General features: G+C 36.7%; 17 protein-coding genes and 1 other annotated feature. Of the genes, 10 read left to right on the forward strand and 7 right to left on the reverse strand.

The window, feature by feature from the left end; all coding sequences use genetic code 11:
* Positions 1 to 77: 77 nt before the first annotated feature.
* The 4 genes from fni to mvk are packed head-to-tail and all read right to left on the reverse strand — an operon-like array spanning position 78 to position 4,138.
* Entirely contained in the window at positions 78 to 1,118 is a 1,041-nt protein-coding gene (gene fni, locus EGX73_RS07475) for a type 2 isopentenyl-diphosphate Delta-isomerase (protein WP_003128636.1), read from the reverse strand.
* Positions 1,118 to 2,197 carry a phosphomevalonate kinase gene (locus EGX73_RS07480; RefSeq protein ID WP_041119815.1) on the reverse strand — a complete coding sequence of 360 codons (1,080 nt, stop codon included), beginning with the start codon at positions 2,195 to 2,197 and terminating at the stop codon, positions 1,118 to 1,120. Before EGX73_RS07480 ends, fni begins: the two co-directional genes overlap by 1 nt.
* On the reverse strand, positions 2,194 to 3,213 hold the full coding sequence (gene mvaD, locus EGX73_RS07485; protein WP_005472717.1) for a diphosphomevalonate decarboxylase: 1,020 nt from the start codon (positions 3,211 to 3,213) through the stop codon (positions 2,194 to 2,196). Before mvaD ends, EGX73_RS07480 begins: the two co-directional genes overlap by 4 nt.
* Positions 3,206 to 4,138 carry a mevalonate kinase gene (gene mvk, locus EGX73_RS07490; protein WP_003128639.1) on the reverse strand — a complete coding sequence of 311 codons (933 nt, stop codon included), beginning with the start codon at positions 4,136 to 4,138 and terminating at the stop codon, positions 3,206 to 3,208. Before mvk ends, mvaD begins: the two co-directional genes overlap by 8 nt.
* 414 nt (positions 4,139 to 4,552) lie before the next feature.
* On the opposite strand from mvk, the gene EGX73_RS07495 reads away from it, so the two are divergent.
* Both EGX73_RS07495 and EGX73_RS07500 read left to right on the forward strand, forming a co-directional pair.
* Positions 4,553 to 5,197 carry a deoxynucleoside kinase gene (locus tag EGX73_RS07495; protein WP_003128640.1) on the forward strand — a complete coding sequence of 215 codons (645 nt, stop codon included), beginning with the start codon at positions 4,553 to 4,555 and terminating at the stop codon, positions 5,195 to 5,197.
* A 95-nt stretch (positions 5,198 to 5,292) separates the two neighbouring features.
* Complete coding sequence (locus EGX73_RS07500; RefSeq protein WP_003128641.1) at positions 5,293 to 6,195, forward strand: magnesium transporter CorA family protein; 903 nt, start codon at positions 5,293 to 5,295, stop codon at positions 6,193 to 6,195.
* Positions 6,196 to 6,199: 4 nt separating this feature from the next.
* Here EGX73_RS07500 and EGX73_RS07505 read toward each other — a convergent pair whose 3' ends face one another.
* A complete protein-coding gene (locus tag EGX73_RS07505) occupies positions 6,200 to 6,835 on the reverse strand; it encodes a pentapeptide repeat-containing protein (protein ID WP_003128642.1) in 636 nt (211 codons plus the stop codon).
* Positions 6,836 to 7,173: 338 nt separating this feature from the next.
* Between EGX73_RS07505 and nox the strand changes: the two genes are divergently transcribed.
* The 4 genes from nox to rplT all read left to right on the forward strand — a co-directional run bounded on the left by nox (position 7,174) and on the right by rplT (position 10,079).
* Positions 7,174 to 8,508 (forward strand): H2O-forming NADH oxidase, encoded by a 1,335-nt coding sequence (gene nox / locus EGX73_RS07510; RefSeq protein ID WP_003128643.1) that lies wholly within the window; start codon positions 7,174 to 7,176, stop codon positions 8,506 to 8,508.
* Between the two features lie 191 nt (positions 8,509 to 8,699).
* Positions 8,700 to 8,821 (forward strand) — a sequence feature (ribosomal protein L20 leader region).
* Positions 8,822 to 8,869: 48 nt separating this feature from the next.
* Positions 8,870 to 9,391: a translation initiation factor IF-3 gene (gene infC / locus EGX73_RS07515; RefSeq protein WP_003128645.1), complete on the forward strand. Its 522-nt coding sequence runs from the start codon at positions 8,870 to 8,872 to the stop codon at positions 9,389 to 9,391.
* Positions 9,392 to 9,451: 60 nt separating this feature from the next.
* Entirely contained in the window at positions 9,452 to 9,652 is a 201-nt protein-coding gene (gene rpmI, locus EGX73_RS07520) for a 50S ribosomal protein L35 (RefSeq protein ID WP_003128650.1), read from the forward strand.
* A 61-nt stretch (positions 9,653 to 9,713) separates the two neighbouring features.
* Positions 9,714 to 10,079 (forward strand): 50S ribosomal protein L20, encoded by a 366-nt coding sequence (gene rplT, locus EGX73_RS07525; RefSeq protein ID WP_005233807.1) that lies wholly within the window; start codon positions 9,714 to 9,716, stop codon positions 10,077 to 10,079.
* 60 nt (positions 10,080 to 10,139) lie between these two features.
* Here rplT and EGX73_RS07530 read toward each other — a convergent pair whose 3' ends face one another.
* Positions 10,140 to 11,306 carry a site-specific integrase gene (locus EGX73_RS07530; RefSeq protein WP_123866846.1) on the reverse strand — a complete coding sequence of 389 codons (1,167 nt, stop codon included), beginning with the start codon at positions 11,304 to 11,306 and terminating at the stop codon, positions 10,140 to 10,142.
* Positions 11,307 to 11,494: 188 nt separating this feature from the next.
* Between EGX73_RS07530 and EGX73_RS07535 the strand changes: the two genes are divergently transcribed.
* The 4 genes from EGX73_RS07535 to EGX73_RS07550 all read left to right on the forward strand — a co-directional run bounded on the left by EGX73_RS07535 (position 11,495) and on the right by EGX73_RS07550 (position 15,589).
* Complete coding sequence (locus EGX73_RS07535) at positions 11,495 to 12,532, forward strand: hypothetical protein (protein ID WP_123866847.1); 1,038 nt, start codon at positions 11,495 to 11,497, stop codon at positions 12,530 to 12,532.
* Positions 12,532 to 13,962, forward strand: coding sequence for a hypothetical protein (locus EGX73_RS07540; protein ID WP_096741735.1), 1,431 nt, complete (start codon positions 12,532 to 12,534; stop codon positions 13,960 to 13,962). Before EGX73_RS07535 ends, EGX73_RS07540 begins: the two co-directional genes overlap by 1 nt.
* A 243-nt stretch (positions 13,963 to 14,205) precedes the next feature.
* Positions 14,206 to 14,781: a tyrosine-type recombinase/integrase gene (locus EGX73_RS07545; protein WP_123866848.1), complete on the forward strand. Its 576-nt coding sequence runs from the start codon at positions 14,206 to 14,208 to the stop codon at positions 14,779 to 14,781.
* Positions 14,782 to 15,061: 280 nt separating this feature from the next.
* The gene (locus EGX73_RS07550; RefSeq protein ID WP_123866849.1) at positions 15,062 to 15,589 is read left to right on the forward strand and encodes a type III toxin-antitoxin system ToxN/AbiQ family toxin; all 528 of its coding nucleotides are present in this window, start codon (positions 15,062 to 15,064) and stop codon (positions 15,587 to 15,589) included.
* On the opposite strand, the gene EGX73_RS07555 is transcribed toward EGX73_RS07550, so the two are convergent.
* Positions 15,586 to 16,500 (reverse strand): hypothetical protein, encoded by a 915-nt coding sequence (locus tag EGX73_RS07555; protein ID WP_123866850.1) that lies wholly within the window; start codon positions 16,498 to 16,500, stop codon positions 15,586 to 15,588. The genes EGX73_RS07550 and EGX73_RS07555 overlap by 4 nt on opposite strands.

Consider the following 16,500-nt stretch of genomic DNA (forward strand, 5'->3'; position numbering starts at 1 on the left):
CCCCAAAATTTGAAAAGCAATTTCCGTGTATTCCTCCTTATTTTGCGGAGTTTAACATTTCTGTCCCAGCCTCTTTTTTAGCGAAAACTATAATCCGACAACGAAATATGCCGGGCATGACACCAGTCTTTGACAGAACCGGAGAAAATTAGCGGTACATTGGTCAAATCCTGTGTCAGGGTTTGTCCGACCATGGTGTAGAGCAGCTGAAGCTGTTCTTTCCAAGACTGGATGGTGGCAATCGTTTCTTCAGGTCCTTTATCTAAGAGCATGGTCAAAATCGTAGCAGAGATTCCGACACTTTTGGCACCAAGACATAAAGCTTTGAAAATATCAAAGGCATCTCGAATCCCTCCTGAAGCGATTGTCGTGAAGGAGTGTTGCACTTCGTTGGCTTCTAGTAAAGAAATAACCGTCGATTGGCCGAAGTGATTCAAGTAAGCCATTTCTCGTTTTTTTCTGCGGGCATTTTCAATTTGGGTAAAACTCGTTCCGCCGCTACCAGCAACATCGATCGTTTGTACGCCTACCGAAATCAATTGCTGAATAGTCTCTCGGGTCATACCAAAACCGACTTCTTTTACGACAACTGGTACTGGAGCCGCCTTTACGATTTGTTCCAGCAGACTTAGCCAATTGCTGAATTCACGGTCCCCTTCTGGCATCACCAATTCTTGAGGGGCATTCAGATGGATCTGTAAGGCATCGGCTTCAAATAAGTCGATCGCACGCAAGGCATTTTCAACGGAACTACCAGCACCGACATTTGCTAAAAGAAAGCCCTCTGGATTGACTTGGCGAACGACTTGGAACGTGTCGGACAGCGCTGGGTCTTTTAATGCAGCTGAGACAGAACCAGTCGCCATCATCAGGTCACAAGCTTTCGCAACTTCAGCCAAGTCTTGGTTGATTTTTTTGCTTTTCTCACTTCCGCCTGTCATGGCGTTGATGAAAAAAGGGGTAGCGAAAGAGCGGCCAAAGAGTTCCGTTTCCAAAGTGACTTGTGCGCTATCGATCTCGGGAAAGGACTGGTGAATAATTTGAACCGCATCAAAATCATTCAACCGTGGCTTGTGAAAGGCTTTTGCCAATGAGACGTGTTCATCTTTTCGATTCATTAAATCTCCTCCCGATAGTGATAGACATGCAGCGGCAATGGAATAATGTCGGCTTTTTCCCAAGCGCTCATCAATGGTAAGATCCCGGTTTTTTGATCGACGATCACAATGCCGCAATCCCCGCCGCCAGCGCCTGAAGACTTGGCGGCCCCGCGATAGGTTTCTGCTAAGTCACATAGTTTCTTTAAAGCGGGTGTTTCAATGGTTACACCAGTCAGACTAGATAATCCTACAAGTAATTTTCGATTTTCGGTAATCATTTTTTTGATTGTTCGGCTGTCTTCATTTAAAAAGCCATCAATCAAACGATTGACACAGTCTTTGCTGTCTGCCAAAAATTTGGCATAGCCCTTTTCTTTGGCTTCTTTTGATTGGTAGACTTGGTCAACTAAATCAGAAGTGGAAGCAGGACTACCTGTCCACCCAATCAACAGGCGCAATGATTTTGGGACAATCAATGGACGGATCGAAAGCTCTGGCCAATCACTGGTCAATAGCTGAGTCAATGTCCATTCCTGCTGTTTTCGTAAGACCCACTCATGATCAAATGTGGAAAAAGCCAGCCAGCCGCCATAGCAAGAAGCAGCAATGTCACCACACGAGCCATTCCCTTGCACGGCCAAATGGGCCAATGCGGCGATCTTGAATTGCGTCAAGCGATCCATTTTTAGATCATAGTAGAGGTTGAGTGCTTTGACGGTAGCAACGGTCACTGCACCGCTAGAACCAAGTCCATATTTTCGACCGTTGGAATTATCTAACTCACTCGTTACTTTTAAGTCATAAAAAGAGAGCAGGGTTCCTTTTTCTTGAGCGTATTTTTCTGTTAGACGAATAGCAGCTAGAATGTAATGAAAAGGATTTTCTCGGTGGTCCAGTACTAGTTCGCCATTGCGGCGGGTCCAGCGGATCGGCAAGTCACTGTACTGGGCAGATTGGATACTGCCGTTTTTGCGGGCGCCTTCGATCGTCACATTGATGAATTGATCCACCGCAACGATGATCGCTGGATGTCCAGGTTCAACGACCGCATACTCACCTGCAATAAATAATTTGCCGGGGACTGAGGTTTCTATCATTTCGACACTCCTTCATTTGTCATAGACGGATCGGTCACTGTCATTGGTAAATCAACCAACCCTTGTCCTGCGTGAGCAACGATTAATTGTTCAGGATGAAAATCTTTTTTCAGCTGGGTTAATATAGCTTCTTCGTCTTTTCTTTGACAAAGCACTTTGACATTTGGTCCGGCATCCATCGTAAAGTAGCAGGCCAGCCCTTTTTGACGCAAGGAACGGACGCAATCCATTGCTCGCAAGGATTCAGGAGACCAGTAGGTGAACGGTGGAGTCGCCGCCATAGTAGTGGCATGCATTTTTAGGGCATTGGCTTCTGTCGTTTCACCTAATAACTGAAAGTCTTTTTCGCGGATGGCTTGCTTTAACTTTTTCAAATCGTGTGGTGTGCTTTCTAGCCAACCAGAATAATAGCTGGAAGTCTCTACAGTCCGACGCATCCCGTCACGACTGGAAACATCTTTTGCTTTGTCGTTGATCAAAATGAAAAGCATACTTAGCTCTTTTTCCCAGCCTTCCGAAGCAATCGGTGTTGCGTAAGACGTGTCATCATCACCAGTATGCCATTCGACAAAGCCGCCAAAAATACTGCGACAAGCAGAGCCAGATCCCCGCCGAGCGAGACGGGATAGTTCTGTTTGTGATAATTGTAAGTCAAGTGCTGCGTTACAGGCTCCGGCTAAAGCAGCTAGTCCACTAGCAGATGAAGCAAGACCAGCAGCTGTTGGAACGAAATTGCGGCTGTTGACTTGCGCGAAAAAAGGACAATTGGCTTTTGCGCGTACAAGATCCAAAAAAGCGGAGATTTTCTTCGTTGCAGCCTCACTCTGCTGTTTGTCATCCAGGAAAAAACGGTCTTGAGTATATTCCTCTGAAAAGGTAACAGAGGTTTCTGTATAGAAAGCATCTAACGTCAAAGATAAGCTGTTATTCATTGGCAAGATCAGTGTTTCGTTCTCCTTGCCCCAATATTTGATCAAAGCAATATTCGTGTAGGCTCGCGCCTTTCCTTTATACATGTTCGTAAGCTCCTAATCCTTGAATCCAAGTGGCATGGGCGCCATTGGACAATAAAATACGGCTGATCACTTCAGCCTGTGTTTTTGTTTGAGTCAAAGCGATCATACAGCCACCGCGGCCACCGCCCGTCAGTTTTGCGCCAAAAGCGCCGTTGGCTAATGCCAGTGACACGAGATCGTCCAGGTTTTGATTGCTGACACCTAGTTGCCGGAGGGTCTCATGTGCGTGGGTCATTGCCTGACCTAGCTGCGTCAGCTGATTATGTAAGATAGCTTCTTTAGCGGTCTTTGCTAAAGAACCTAAGCGGCTGATAGCCTGACTCGTTTGGTGTTTTTGCGTTTCAAACAGATGCGCGACGCTTTTGACAGCTGTGCGGGTCTGACCTTTGATCCCTGTATCGGCGACTAACAAAAAGCCATCGATCGTCAATGGAAAAGAAGTAATCGGCTGCCCTTTGGTAAAGTAGATCGCCTCGTTGCCGCTTGTTGCTGCAGCATCAATACCGCTAGGATTTCCATGCGCGATTTTCTCAGAAAAATCGACATAATCCAATAGCCGTTCTTTTTTTAACTCTTTGTGCTGCCAATCAAAAAAGGCCCGAGTCAACGCAACTGCAACTGCCGCACTTGAACCCATTCCTCGTTCTGAAGGGATTGTACTAACGATCGAAACAGAAAAGGGACCGGTTTGATGGTCTTGCTGCAAGCGATGAAGAAGTTCTTTCACATTTTTTAAATGCGAAGGAGCTTCTTCTAGTGGGCCGTGGTAATAATTGGAGGTTAAATCATTCGTTAGGCTGGCAGTGATCGTCACGTGGACCTTTGCGCCAGCAAATGGAAAAGCGATGGCGGGTTCACCATAGACGACCGAATGTTCACCCATTAATATGATTTTCCCTGTAGCTATGCCAGTACCGAGTGACATTCATTATCCTCATTTCTCTTAGAACTGCAGCAGAAGTCAAAAGAATGTCTCAGAGGAAGCAGCAGGCAAAAAAATAAAGGTTCCCCTTTGATCCTGTGAGTCATTCTTTTAAACTAAGCTGCAATCTACTTAATAATTACTAGTGATTTCATCATAGATCCTTGTTTTTCCGTTAGAACAGAAAAGTTCGCAGAAAAACGAATAAAAGATTCTTTCTTATTTTACTAGAAGAAGGCTGTTTCGTTAAGCATTCCGAAAAAGAAATCGTAAAAAACTGAAAATATTTAAACTTTTATTGAAAATTTTTTGTTTTTATGCTTCAAAAGCGCTGGGTTGACGATACAATATCTAGTAGTGTATAGTTGATTACGCAAATGAAACATACAATATTTAGTGATGAGTGAGTTGGGGGATATGAGCGTGATCGTATTAGCAGGAACTATCGGCGCAGGAAAATCAAGTTTAACTGCATTGTTAGCTGATCATTTAGGCAGTCAAGCATTTTATGAGTCAATCGATGATAATGAAGTGCTGCCGTTGTTTTATGCCGATCCAAATAAATATGCTTTTTTATTGCAGATTTATTTTTTGAATAAACGTTTTGATAGTATCAAAAAAGCATTGAATGATGATAATAATGTATTGGATCGATCCATTTATGAAGATTCACTGCTTTTCCATTTGAATGCTGATTTAGGGCGAGCAACGGATACAGAAGTTCGGGTTTATGATGATTTATTGGCCAACATGTTGGAAGAATTGCCTTATGCAGCTCATAAAAAACATCCAGATTTATTGGTCCATATTCGGGTTTCTTTTGAAACTATGTTAGAACGGATCAATAAACGGGGACGGGAATATGAACAGTTATCCTTTGATCCTACCTTGTATGACTATTATCAAGAATTGAATCTACGGTATGATCAATGGTATGAAGAATACCAAGAAAGTCCAAAAATCCAAATCGACGGCGATCAATTCAATTTTGTTGAAGATCCAGAAGCAGCCCAAAAGGTATTAGCGATGGTCGACGAAGCACTGGCAAAAGTGCGCAAATAAAGCAACAGCTGGAGTCCAGCCCATAAAAGTGGGGATTCCAGCTGTTTTCTTTTATAATAGAAGAAAGCGAACATGTAACGTGTGGAGGGAAACCAGTGGAAAAAAAACGATTTTACAATGGCCGTTATGAATGGATTCAAGTGGATCAACAAGACAGTAGCAGTATTGCGCGTTTACAAAGACAGCACCAGTTGACTGATGAGATGTTAACTTACTCATTAGACAAGAATGAACGTGCCCGTGTGGAGTTCGATACTGATGATCAAGCATTGTTGTTGGTGTTCAACGTACCTCAACAAGAAAAGAAAGACAATCATTTTGAAACAAGTCCGATGACGTTTATCTTAAAAAAAGATCGGCTGTTTACTTTTTCTTCGAGAAATACACAATATGTGATTCCGATGATGGAACGGATACTCGTGCAAAATCCTTTGCAAACACCGATTCATTTTCTTTTTAATAGTCTTTTTTTGATCTCAGGAACTTTTTTTCCTTTAGTCGAAGAAGTCAATAGCGATCGCGTGCATCTCAATCAACGGCTGCGGGAAAAGACCACCAATAAAAATTTGTTGGAGATGTCTGACTTGGAGATCGGACTCGTTTATCTGGTTTCGGCAACGAAACAAAATGCCGTTTTATTAGAACAGATCAAAGCTTTGTCGTTCTTTCGTTTAATGGACGACAATGAAAAAGAGCAGTTGGATGATGCACTGATCGAAGCGAAACAAGCCGTTGAAATGACTCAGTTAGCGTTTCAAATTCTGGAACAATTGTCAGGTACGTACAATAATTTGTTGAACAACAACTTGAACGACACGATGAAATTCCTGACTGTTTGGTCGTTGTTGCTGACGGTACCATCGATCGTTACCAGCTTCTTTGGCATGAACGTTCCATTGCCCTTCACGAATACCGTGTTTGGCTGGGGAATCGCTCTGCTGATCAGTTTAGTCTTGTCAGGATGGATGTTGATTGCACTCTGGCGCAGAATCAAGTGATGCTTCAGTCAATCACTAGACCTAACCCCGCTGCAATCACTAATGCTTGTTCTTGGTCAACGATCAATCCCCGCAACAATTCTTGCGAAAGAGCGATTTTCTGGAAAGGATTGGTCCGCAGATCCAGCTGATAGAGTTTGGTTCGGAACCAATTACTGTTTGTCAGCTGATTGTGCTGCAACTGGAGATTTTTCCATTGGACTTCGTAAAATTCTGTGTCATTCAGCTGGCACTCTGCAAAGCGGATCGTTTTGAGATTGGTGTTGCTGAAGGAAGCAAAATTGCCGACGCAAGATTCAAATGTACAGTCACGAAAATAACTTTCTGCAAAATTTGTACCGGTCAGCTTGCAGTTTTTGAAGTGTACTTGATGAAAGCTAGCGCCCAAACATTCCATGTTGGAAAAGTCGCAGTTTTCAAAGAAAACATTTTGGCATTCCCAATGCTCTAGTCTTGTCTTTTGCATGGTGACCTTTTTCAAGTGGCACTGTTTTAAAATGAGACCCGTACAAGCGTCATAACTGGCATCAGTTTCTGTAAAAAAAGCTTGTTCAAAAATTTCTTCATCTTCAAGATAAAAATCTTTTGTTTCTGAGTATTCAATAATCGGTAAAAGAGGATCCGGCTGCTTTTTTTTCATTTTGCACCTCAAAATTTTGTTTTTTTAATAGTATACCATGTTTTGAGCGATGCCTTTTGCAGTGCAAAGATGTTTGATGGATAGATTGTGAATTTAATTCAATAGGCTAACTTTAGCTGCTGAAATAGCAAGGTTTTATGAAAAAATAAATACGCTTATATTCACAAGGTTATGAATTGTTTTAAGAAAAATCTTCATTTCAGAAGCATAATTCAAGGATAATTCGGCAATAACCAGTAAAAACTGTCATTTTTTTAACGGTTTGCGAAAATCTTGATAGTTTTTAAATTCACAATGTAGCTATAATGAAACCATAAACAAAAGGGGGAAATTTTTCCATGACAAAAACAGTGATTATTGGTGCGAACCACGCAGGGATTGCCGCAGCAAATACCTTATTAGACAATTACCAAGATCAAGAAGTTGTAATGATCGATCGGAATACAAACCTCAGTTACCTTGGTTGTGGGACTGCATTATGGGTTGGACGTCAAATCGATTCGTATGAAGGCTTATTCTATACAAAACGGGAAGATTTTGAGGCAAAGGGAGCAAAAATCTATATGGAAACAACTGTTGACCATATTGATTTTGAGAAAAAAACGGTTCATGCAGTAACAAAAGATGGTGAAGAAGTGGTAGAAACATATGACAAACTTGTTTTAGCAACAGGTTCAGTACCAATTTCGCCAAAAGTACCTGGTCGTGATTTAGCCAATATTCATTTCTTGAAGAGATTCCAAGATGGCCAATCTGTGGATAAAGAACTAGCAGCTGAAGAAGTAAAAAATGTTGCTGTCATCGGGGCCGGCTATATTGGAGTGGAAATTGCAGAAGCTGCAAAACGTCGTGGTAAAAACGTTCTTTTATTTGATGCCGCTAACCGTGCATTACCAAACTACTATGACAAATGGTTCACGGATGACATGGATCAAAACTTAGCAGAGCATGGGATCGAATTGCACTTTGGTGAATTAGCTCGAGAATACAAAGGAACCGACAAAGTAGAAGCAGTGGTAACGGATAATGGAGAATATCCAGTGGATCTTGTGATCAATGCGATCGGCTTCTTGCCAAACAATACATTAGGCAAAGAGCACTTGGAACTATTTACGAATGGTGCCTACTTGGTAGACCGTCACCAACAAACAAGTGACCCAGATGTTTTTGCGGTTGGAGACTGTGCAACGGTTTATTCAAATGCATTGCAACAAACGACCTACATCGCTTTAGCAACAAATGCCGTTCGCTCAGGGATCGTAGCTGGCCATAACATTGGCGGTACATCATTGGAATCAACTGGGGTCCAAGGATCAAACGGAATCTCAATCTTTGGTTACAACATGGTTTCTACCGGTCTTTCCGTAGAAGCAGCAGAACGTAACGGTGTGAAAGTGAAGTATTCAGATTATGAAGATACGCAAAAACCTGGATTCATGAAAGAAAACGATACCGTGAAAATCCGGATTGTTTACGAAGAAGAATCACGTCGGGTGATTGGTGCCCAAATGGCATCACGTACTTCAGAAATCGCTATGGGAATTCACATGTTCTCATTAGCAATTGAAGAAGGTGTAACCATCGACAAGATGAAATTACTTGATATCTTCTTCTTACCACACTTCAATCAACCATACAACTACATCACAATGGCTGCATTGAAAGCTGAATAATAAATAGCTGAGGGAGCTGTGACAAAAATCTTGTCGCAGCTTCTTTTTTCAAATAAACGATTAGAAGTAGCTTCTTTGGAACCAAGCCGAAACTTCAGGTGGCTGGTCACTTTTGTTAAGCGCTCTTTTTTGAAATAATCATGAAAATCATTGACAAGAACTAAAAAAAGCAGTATACTATAAAAGTTGAGAAATTAAAGCAGAAGCACCCGCTTCTCGCCTGAGTGACTGTATCGCTGGGCAGAATAGGATTCCTACATTTTGTGTATGGAGTACGTGCGGGTTCGTGAAGAACTCGTTTTTTTTATTGTCTGATTTCGAATCGACAAGCTTTTCTTTCTCTCAAAAAACTCGGAGGTGAATGACCATAGCAAAGGATATGATGGTAAACGACGGCATTCGTGCACGTGAATTGCGTTTGATTGATCAAAACGGCGAACAACTTGGTGTAAAGAGTAAAGCTGAAGCATTGCAAATTGCAGAACGAGCAAACCTTGATGTGGTATTGGTGGCACCAAATGCGAAACCACCGGTAGCAAGAATTATGGATTACGGAAAATATCGTTTTGAGCAACAGAAGAAAGACCGTGAAGCTCGTAAAAAACAAAAAGTAATCAACATTAAAGAGGTTCGTTTAAGTCCAACGATCGACGTCAATGATTTCAACACAAAGTTGCGTAATGCACGTAAATTCCTTGAAAAAGGGGACAAAGTAAAAGCTTCGATCCGTTTCAAAGGCCGTGCCATTACCCATAAAGAGATTGGTCAGAAAGTGTTGGATCGTTTGGCTGAAGAAACAGCTGATTTAGCATCCGTTGAACAAAAACCAAAAATGGATGGACGCAGCATGTTCTTAGTATTATCGCCAAAAAATGATAAATAATGACTCACTGAGTTTCAGTTTAAAGTCAGATAACGAAAGATTTTGAGGAGGAAATTAGTTATGCCAAAACAAAAAACACACCGCGGATTAGCAAAACGCGTAAAACGTACTGGCGGCGGCGGATTGAAACGCTTCCGTGCATTTACTAGCCACCGTTTCCACGGTAAAACAAAAAAACAACGTCGTCAATTGCGTAAAGCTTCTATGGTTTCAGCTGGCGATTACAAACGTATCCGTCAACAATTAGCACGCATGAAATAATTGCGTCCCAGGCTTTACAAATTCAAACAACTATCGATTTTCATATTAGGAGGAATTATACATGGCACGTGTTAAAGGTGGAACAGTAACTCGTAAACGTCGTAAAAAAGTGCTAAAATTAGCAAAAGGTTACTACGGTTCTAAACACACTTTATTTAAAACAGCAAAAGAACAAGTAATGAATTCATACAACTACGCATACCGCGATCGTCGTCAAAAGAAACGCGACTTCCGCAAATTGTGGATTGCTCGTATCAACGCAGCGGCTCGTATGAATGGCTTAAGCTACTCAAAATTGATGCACGGTTTGAAATTAGCTGAAATCGACATCAACCGCAAAATGTTAGCTGACTTGGCTGTAAACGATGCAACAGCATTTACTGCATTGGCTGACCAAAGTCGCCAAGCCCTAGAAAACAACAAATAAAGGGGTATTCAATACCCGTGAACCCACTCTAACCAGTGGGTTTTTTTGTTATTTTTAAAATTAATCTAGGTTCATAAACTCTGTTAGCTTATCAACTGTTTGTTCTCTTTGTTTATCACTTAAATGTGTATATACGTTCAGTGTAGTTTTAACATTAGAATGACCTAAACGTTCTTGTGCTTCCTTTAGATTTATTCCTGATAAATATAGTAAACTTGCGTGGGTATGTCTAAAACCATGAATCGTAATAATTTTCAGGTCTTTTCCAGTCTTCTTTTTATAATGTCTGGCAATAGTTTGTAGCCATTCTTTTGGTATATTTGGTTCTAAAAAACTATTTTTATGGTTAGGAAATAGTAATTGTTTGGGGTTATCGAAAGTTAAGTTTAGTTTTTCTTTTTGTAATTCTTTCCATGTCTGTAAATAATTCAATGTTTGATTATCCAGAAATATTTTCCTGAAACTTGCTTTAGTTTTCGGTGGATGAATTAGGAATCTGCCATTTTCACCCTTTGTTAATGTTTTTGATACATGCAAGTATTTTTCTTCAAAATTAATATCATTCCAAGTTAGTGATAAAGCTTCCCCACGTCTGATTCCTGAAAAAGCCAACAAATGAAAAAATATGAATCTTTGATGTTCAAAATTCTTCTTAGTAAAGTTTAGAAATTCTAATAACTCATCTTTTGAGTAAAAGTTATCAAATTCTTTATATTGATTTAAATCTATATTATTCTGGGGTAATTGAACAAATTCCATTGGATTTTTAAAAATTAATTCTAAATAATTGGCATGATTCATAACAGCGTTGAAATAATAAATATAACGTTTGAATCTTTTAGGGTGAATTTTATACCACTTATTAACTATTTCCTGACAATAAACTGTCGTAATATTTTGCACTTCTATTTCTTGAAAATATGGCAAAATATTATTTTTAAAGATACTAAGTGTTCCTGCATACGTGCTTTCTTTAACAATTCCTCTATATTTCTTTAGCCATAGTGTATAAACATCGTTAAATGTTTTATATTTTCTAGGTAAATACTGTTCGGTTGCAACCAATAGACTCAATTCTGCTAAAGCTAAACTAGCTTCCTCTTTTGTTTCAAATCCCCTCCTAGTGGTTTTTTGTTTTTTTCCAGTTTTAGGATTAACACCTACATAGTAATCAAACATATAATTGATTGTGCCATCCTGTTTTTTGTATGGTTTAATTTGTGCCATAAAAATTCTCCTTTTTATGGCATAGGATAAAGTTAAGAACATTATATGATATCAAGTAATAGAATACGATGTTTTATTTGATGTAATAAATGGAATTAAATCGTTTATTTTAGACTTCAAAACAACCTTATTTGAAATAATGCTATAATATAAAAAGAGTTTTAATATAAAAAAAGGAAATTTAAAGTATGAAAAATTTTAATGCTTCAGCATCAATTTTTGGATGGCATTTTCAAATCAACGTAGCTATATTTTTTATGTTAAATGAAATTCAAAATATTGACAGTGTAAGAGTAGAAGGAAAAGATGAAGATATTGAATTTAATCTAAAAACAGGTAATAAGATATTTATCCAAGCAAAATCAAAGTCTGATTTAGGAATAGATAAGAAAGCTTTGGAAAAATTTTCGGAAGGGTTAAGAACTCTGATTTATGCCTCGAATAATGAATCGTATGAGAGGCTTTACTTTGTTACTAACTATCCTAATCCTATTGGAGGACAGCAGTCTCATTACTATATGTTTATGGGTGGAAATTATATTGAAAGACAATTTCTAGAGCTTCCTGAGTCATCTACCAAGAGAGCTTTGAAAAAAATTAAGGAAATTGAAAAATCAGAAAATTTGAAATTTGATATTGATAATTTTCGTATTGCAGTCATGCCTTTTGATGGAAATATAAAGTTAACAAGAGAAAGAATAATAGAGTCGAAACTCAAAGACTTTTTAACCAGTATTTCTATGAAAGAGAGTTATGCTAGGGATATACTTGAAATATGGCAAAGTGATTTGTTCTTTAACGCAAGTGACAAAGATACTAATATAAACCTATCCAAAAGACAATTGATGTGGCCTGTCATATCAATTTGCTGTAATTTAAAGGAAAGTGATAAAATTGTAATAGACTATGAAGAAGAACTGGGCTTAGATAAAGAAGAAGTTGAACTCATAATTTCTAGATATGAGGACTTTATTAATAGACAGACAGAACGTTTTGATTTTGCAACTAAAGTAATAGGTGATTTTTCTGTGCATAGAAAATCACATAATAGAAGAGAAAAAAATATTAATTATTTTGTGCTTAAAAACTGGAATAGTTATGTGGATGCTATATTCACTGATTCCATGGATGCAGAGCTTTTAGAGACTCTGATAAAAATAATTTTATTTAAAATATTGAACAATAAACAGGTGATTAATGAGATGATAACGGAGGTGAATCTTTAATGTATTTTAGAAGCCTAGAGCTATCATATGGAAATTCTGTGAAAACTTTTCTTTTTAGTGAGAATGTTAATTTAGTTGTGAGTAAGGAAAATAGTGTTGGGAAATCCACTTTACTAAGACTTCTATTTTATTCAATGGGATACTCTATACCAGGAACTAAAGGAATCAAGTTCAAAAATGTTAAAACTAAATTAACTATAGAGACTAGCAAAGGATTAATTATTCTTGAAAGAGATGATAAATTTATAGATTTTGAACAAAATGGAAATACACATTTATTTTTTTTACCTAACGATTCTGAATCGTTGCATAGCTTTATCTTCGAAACTGATAATGAGAAGGTTTTATCCAATATTTTAGGTGCGATTTATCTAGACCAAGAAAAGGGATGGACGTTATTAAATCGAGGAATTGTCATAGGTAAACAATACTTTAATCTAAAAGATTTGATTTCTGGATTAGCAGAACGTGAAAGTAGAACTCTTGAATTAGAGTTAGAATCAGTCGTTTCTGAACAAAAGAAATATAAGACAATGAAAAATTTATATGATTATAAAACTACTTTGCTGGATATTAAAGATAGTGATTTTTCAAGTGATTATATAGACGAGTTAGAACGAGATTTAAATATTCTGCTTATGGACAAAAACATATTAAAAAAACAGATTAAGGATATTGAGGTATCCTGTAAAGACAATATTTCATTTGTTGAATATATTGAAAATATGCGTCTATATATAGAAAATAACGGAGAAAAAATACAAGTAACCAAAGATAACTTAGTTGATTTTGAGGATAATCAGGAGTTGTTAAATATTAGAAAAAAAATATTAGAATTCAAAAAAAGAAAGTTAGAAGCAAAAATAATAGAAGTTCAAGATAAAATAGCAAAAGAGAGTAGTTTAATTTCATTACAAAGCGAGATTCAAAAATTTGATTCTCAAGTTGCTAATCTAATTATTAATCCGATATCTCTAGATAAAATCATCAAACAACTCAAACAGAGAGAAAAAGAATTGAAAAAGATGATATTTGATAAAATAACAATAAATAATAGTATAATTGATAATGTGTATCTATCTATACAGAGATATGCCAAAGAATTAGATATTTATCAATATATGGACGACAATAGGGATTATATATTTACAGATGATTTAAAAGGTTTTTCTGGGGCTGTATACCATAAAATGGTTTTTAGCTTCAAAATGGCTTATATTATTGAATTACAGAAATATTTAGGGTACAAACTGCCTATAGTGCTGGATTCACCTAGTGGAAGAGAGGTTGACCAAAAAAATATTTCCGACATTATGAAGATATTATCTAGAGATTTTAAAGATAATCAAATCATTATTGCTTCCATATATGATGACTATGGATTTGAAAAAACTAATAGAATAGAGTTGGATAAGGGGATATTTATATAACAAGTATTTGAATAGTGGTTTGACGTTGAGTGTATTATGCATCAACGTCTTTTATGTTCTACAAATTTGCAACCTCCAAATTATGATGCTATAAAGGACCCTAACAGGGATACTTTTATAATTAGTATCCATCACCAATCCTATTCTATCAATCTTTCATTTTTGATTTATAGGGAGATGGATACTTTTATATTTAAATACACTATAAGTATCCATAAATAGTGCATCTTAGGGAGGTAATTTATGGGACAAAAAATGATTAATGTCAAACCGATAAAAAATAAGGAAACGCTAATTCAATTTGGAAAAGAATTAAAAAAGGGCAAACACGGAAAAAGAGATTTTTTGATTATGGCAATTGGAATAAAGACAGGGTTACGGATTTCAGATATATTGAACCTGAAGGTATCTGATGTGAAAAACAAGACGCAAACAGAAATTATTGAAATAAAGACTGGTAAAAAAAGAACCGTTCATCTGAAATCCTTAACATCAAACATTATTGATTATTTAAATACAGAACATAGTGCGGAATCTGAGTGGCTATTTCCAAGTCCAACAGATAGTAGTAGACATTTAGCCAGTCATCAGTATTATAAAATCCTACAGAAAATTGCAGATAATCTAGGGTTAGATTATATTGGCACACATACACTTAGAAAAACATTTTCCTACTTCTTTTTACAACAGAATAAAGGAGATATTGTTACTCTGATGAAGATTTTAAATCATAGTAGCCAAGCAGTTACGCTTAGATATGCAGGGATTGAAGAGGAAGATATAAAAGCTAAGCTAGAAGATTTTGACCCATTTAATTGAGTATATTAGTAAGTTAAAGTTGGATGTAGGTAACATTTTTCAGGTCTAGCTACTTGTTTTAAATATGTGTATATGATAATATGTAATTGTAGATGGAGTATCCAAGCCATAGTTGGAATTGATAAAATGGGAGTATCCAAGCCATAGTTGGAATTGATAAAATGGGAGTATCCAAGCCATAGTTGGAATTGATAAAATGGGAGTATCCAAGCCATAGTTGGAATTGATAAAAGAGTCATTCTCAAATGGGGATGACTCTTTTATGTAGATAGGAGATTTTATGAAAAATAGTTTTTCTTTTTACACGGTGACGGATGGGTATATTAATTATTTGCGTGAGTTTGAAAGTAAGGTGCATCATCAGTATGAAAATGAAGCAAGCACGTATGTAGGAATCGTCTTAAAAAAGAATGATTTTAATTATTTTGTTCCTTTATCAAGTTATTCTAAAGATAAACCTCAAAAAGATATTAATATGAGAAAAAGAAGCCAAATAGTTACCAGATTATTCGAATTAGGAAATTTAGATAATCCTTTAGGATATTTATTGCACCATAACATGATACCTGTTCCAGAAAGTGAACTAAAACCTATTATTTTAGACTTAAGTAAGCCTAAACATCAGATGATGCAAAAACAATTGATTTTTATGAAAGATATCAGTCAAAATATTGAAAATAAATCAAATGTAGTTTATAGAAAAACCGTGTATGAGAAAAACGCTTATTTCGTGAAATTTTCATGTGACTTTAAATTACTAGAAGCTAAAGCGACTCTTTATAACAAAACAAAAACCACAGTCAATTAAGGTTGTGGTTTTTGCTTGTCTTTTTTTAATTGAATAGTATTATACTTTTCTTTATTCAAATAACTTTGAAAATACAAGTTATCTGCATTATCATATTCTTTTCTATTATCAGAAATATAAATTGCATCTTTCGAATTTTTGTGTAAGGTTAAGTAATAGAAGAAATCAACTATACAGGGAATTGCTTGTAACTTATATTGATTATTTTCTTTCACAAAGTAACAAAGTTCATTAGAATCATTCAGAAAAATCAAAATATCATTTCTAATGAGAGTGCTATTATTTTCTAGATTTCTAAATGATACATCTGCTAAGTTGGATTGTATTGCTGGGATAAATTCTTTATTAGGTAGTGCAAGAATATCTACAGTATCTATAGAAGTTGTATAGTATTTTTCTTGTAGTATATCTGAAAAAGAAGCTACTCTAATTGGGAATTTAGTCAATTCTTTGACGATAAACTGACTAAAATACTTTCTATTTTCTTCAGAAGTTAATTGATTGTATCGTTTATTTGCAAGTTTTTTTATAGATTTATCATTTTTATAGTTATATTTACCTGAAGCAAATACTGAAAGATAGAGCTGTTTGTTTTTATATGGTGAATCAATTACTTGAATTTTATTGGTATACAAGCCAATTGTAACCAAATATTGAACGACCATTGACTGCAAGTCTAAATCCTTCATATGTTTCAAGTCATAGTTACTAACATAATAGAAGTGTTTATTTAATTTTCCTCTAGATATTATTTTATTCTTTTTTAAGGTCTTCAGCCGTGCCTCTAGGCTGATACGATTGCATTGCAAGAGCTTAATCAAGGTGTTTTCATATATTCCGTTCGATTGAGCAATGATATCTAATAATTCCTCAGAATCAATTGCCCGATTGTTTACAAAAAGTGTGGTCAT

Source organism: Enterococcus sp. FDAARGOS_553 (assembly GCF_003812305.1).
Classification (GTDB): domain Bacteria; phylum Bacillota; class Bacilli; order Lactobacillales; family Enterococcaceae; genus Enterococcus_D; species Enterococcus_D gallinarum.

What these genes read in the sequence shown, in the direction of transcription:
- mvk (WP_003128639.1), bottom strand. Translation starts at nt 4,138, where the DNA reads ATGTCACTCGGTACTGGCATAGCTACAGGGAAAATCATATTAATGGGT.
- EGX73_RS07555 (WP_123866850.1), bottom strand. Translation starts at nt 16,500, where the DNA reads ATGACCACACTTTTTGTAAACAATCGGGCAATTGATTCTGAGGAATTA.
- EGX73_RS07505 (WP_003128642.1), bottom strand. Translation starts at nt 6,835, where the DNA reads ATGAAAAAAAAGCAGCCGGATCCTCTTTTACCGATTATTGAATACTCA.
- mvaD (WP_005472717.1), bottom strand. Translation starts at nt 3,213, where the DNA reads ATGTATAAAGGAAAGGCGCGAGCCTACACGAATATTGCTTTGATCAAA.
- nox (WP_003128643.1), top strand. Translation starts at nt 7,174, where the DNA reads ATGACAAAAACAGTGATTATTGGTGCGAACCACGCAGGGATTGCCGCA.
- EGX73_RS07540 (WP_096741735.1), top strand. Translation starts at nt 12,532, where the DNA reads ATGTATTTTAGAAGCCTAGAGCTATCATATGGAAATTCTGTGAAAACT.
- rpmI (WP_003128650.1), top strand. Translation starts at nt 9,452, where the DNA reads ATGCCAAAACAAAAAACACACCGCGGATTAGCAAAACGCGTAAAACGT.
- infC (WP_003128645.1), top strand. Translation starts at nt 8,870, where the DNA reads ATGACCATAGCAAAGGATATGATGGTAAACGACGGCATTCGTGCACGT.
- EGX73_RS07530 (WP_123866846.1), bottom strand. Translation starts at nt 11,306, where the DNA reads ATGGCACAAATTAAACCATACAAAAAACAGGATGGCACAATCAATTAT.
- EGX73_RS07495 (WP_003128640.1), top strand. Translation starts at nt 4,553, where the DNA reads ATGAGCGTGATCGTATTAGCAGGAACTATCGGCGCAGGAAAATCAAGT.
- rplT (WP_005233807.1), top strand. Translation starts at nt 9,714, where the DNA reads ATGGCACGTGTTAAAGGTGGAACAGTAACTCGTAAACGTCGTAAAAAA.
- EGX73_RS07550 (WP_123866849.1), top strand. Translation starts at nt 15,062, where the DNA reads ATGAAAAATAGTTTTTCTTTTTACACGGTGACGGATGGGTATATTAAT.
- EGX73_RS07535 (WP_123866847.1), top strand. Translation starts at nt 11,495, where the DNA reads ATGAAAAATTTTAATGCTTCAGCATCAATTTTTGGATGGCATTTTCAA.
- EGX73_RS07545 (WP_123866848.1), top strand. Translation starts at nt 14,206, where the DNA reads ATGGGACAAAAAATGATTAATGTCAAACCGATAAAAAATAAGGAAACG.
- EGX73_RS07480 (WP_041119815.1), bottom strand. Translation starts at nt 2,197, where the DNA reads ATGATAGAAACCTCAGTCCCCGGCAAATTATTTATTGCAGGTGAGTAT.
- fni (WP_003128636.1), bottom strand. Translation starts at nt 1,118, where the DNA reads ATGAATCGAAAAGATGAACACGTCTCATTGGCAAAAGCCTTTCACAAG.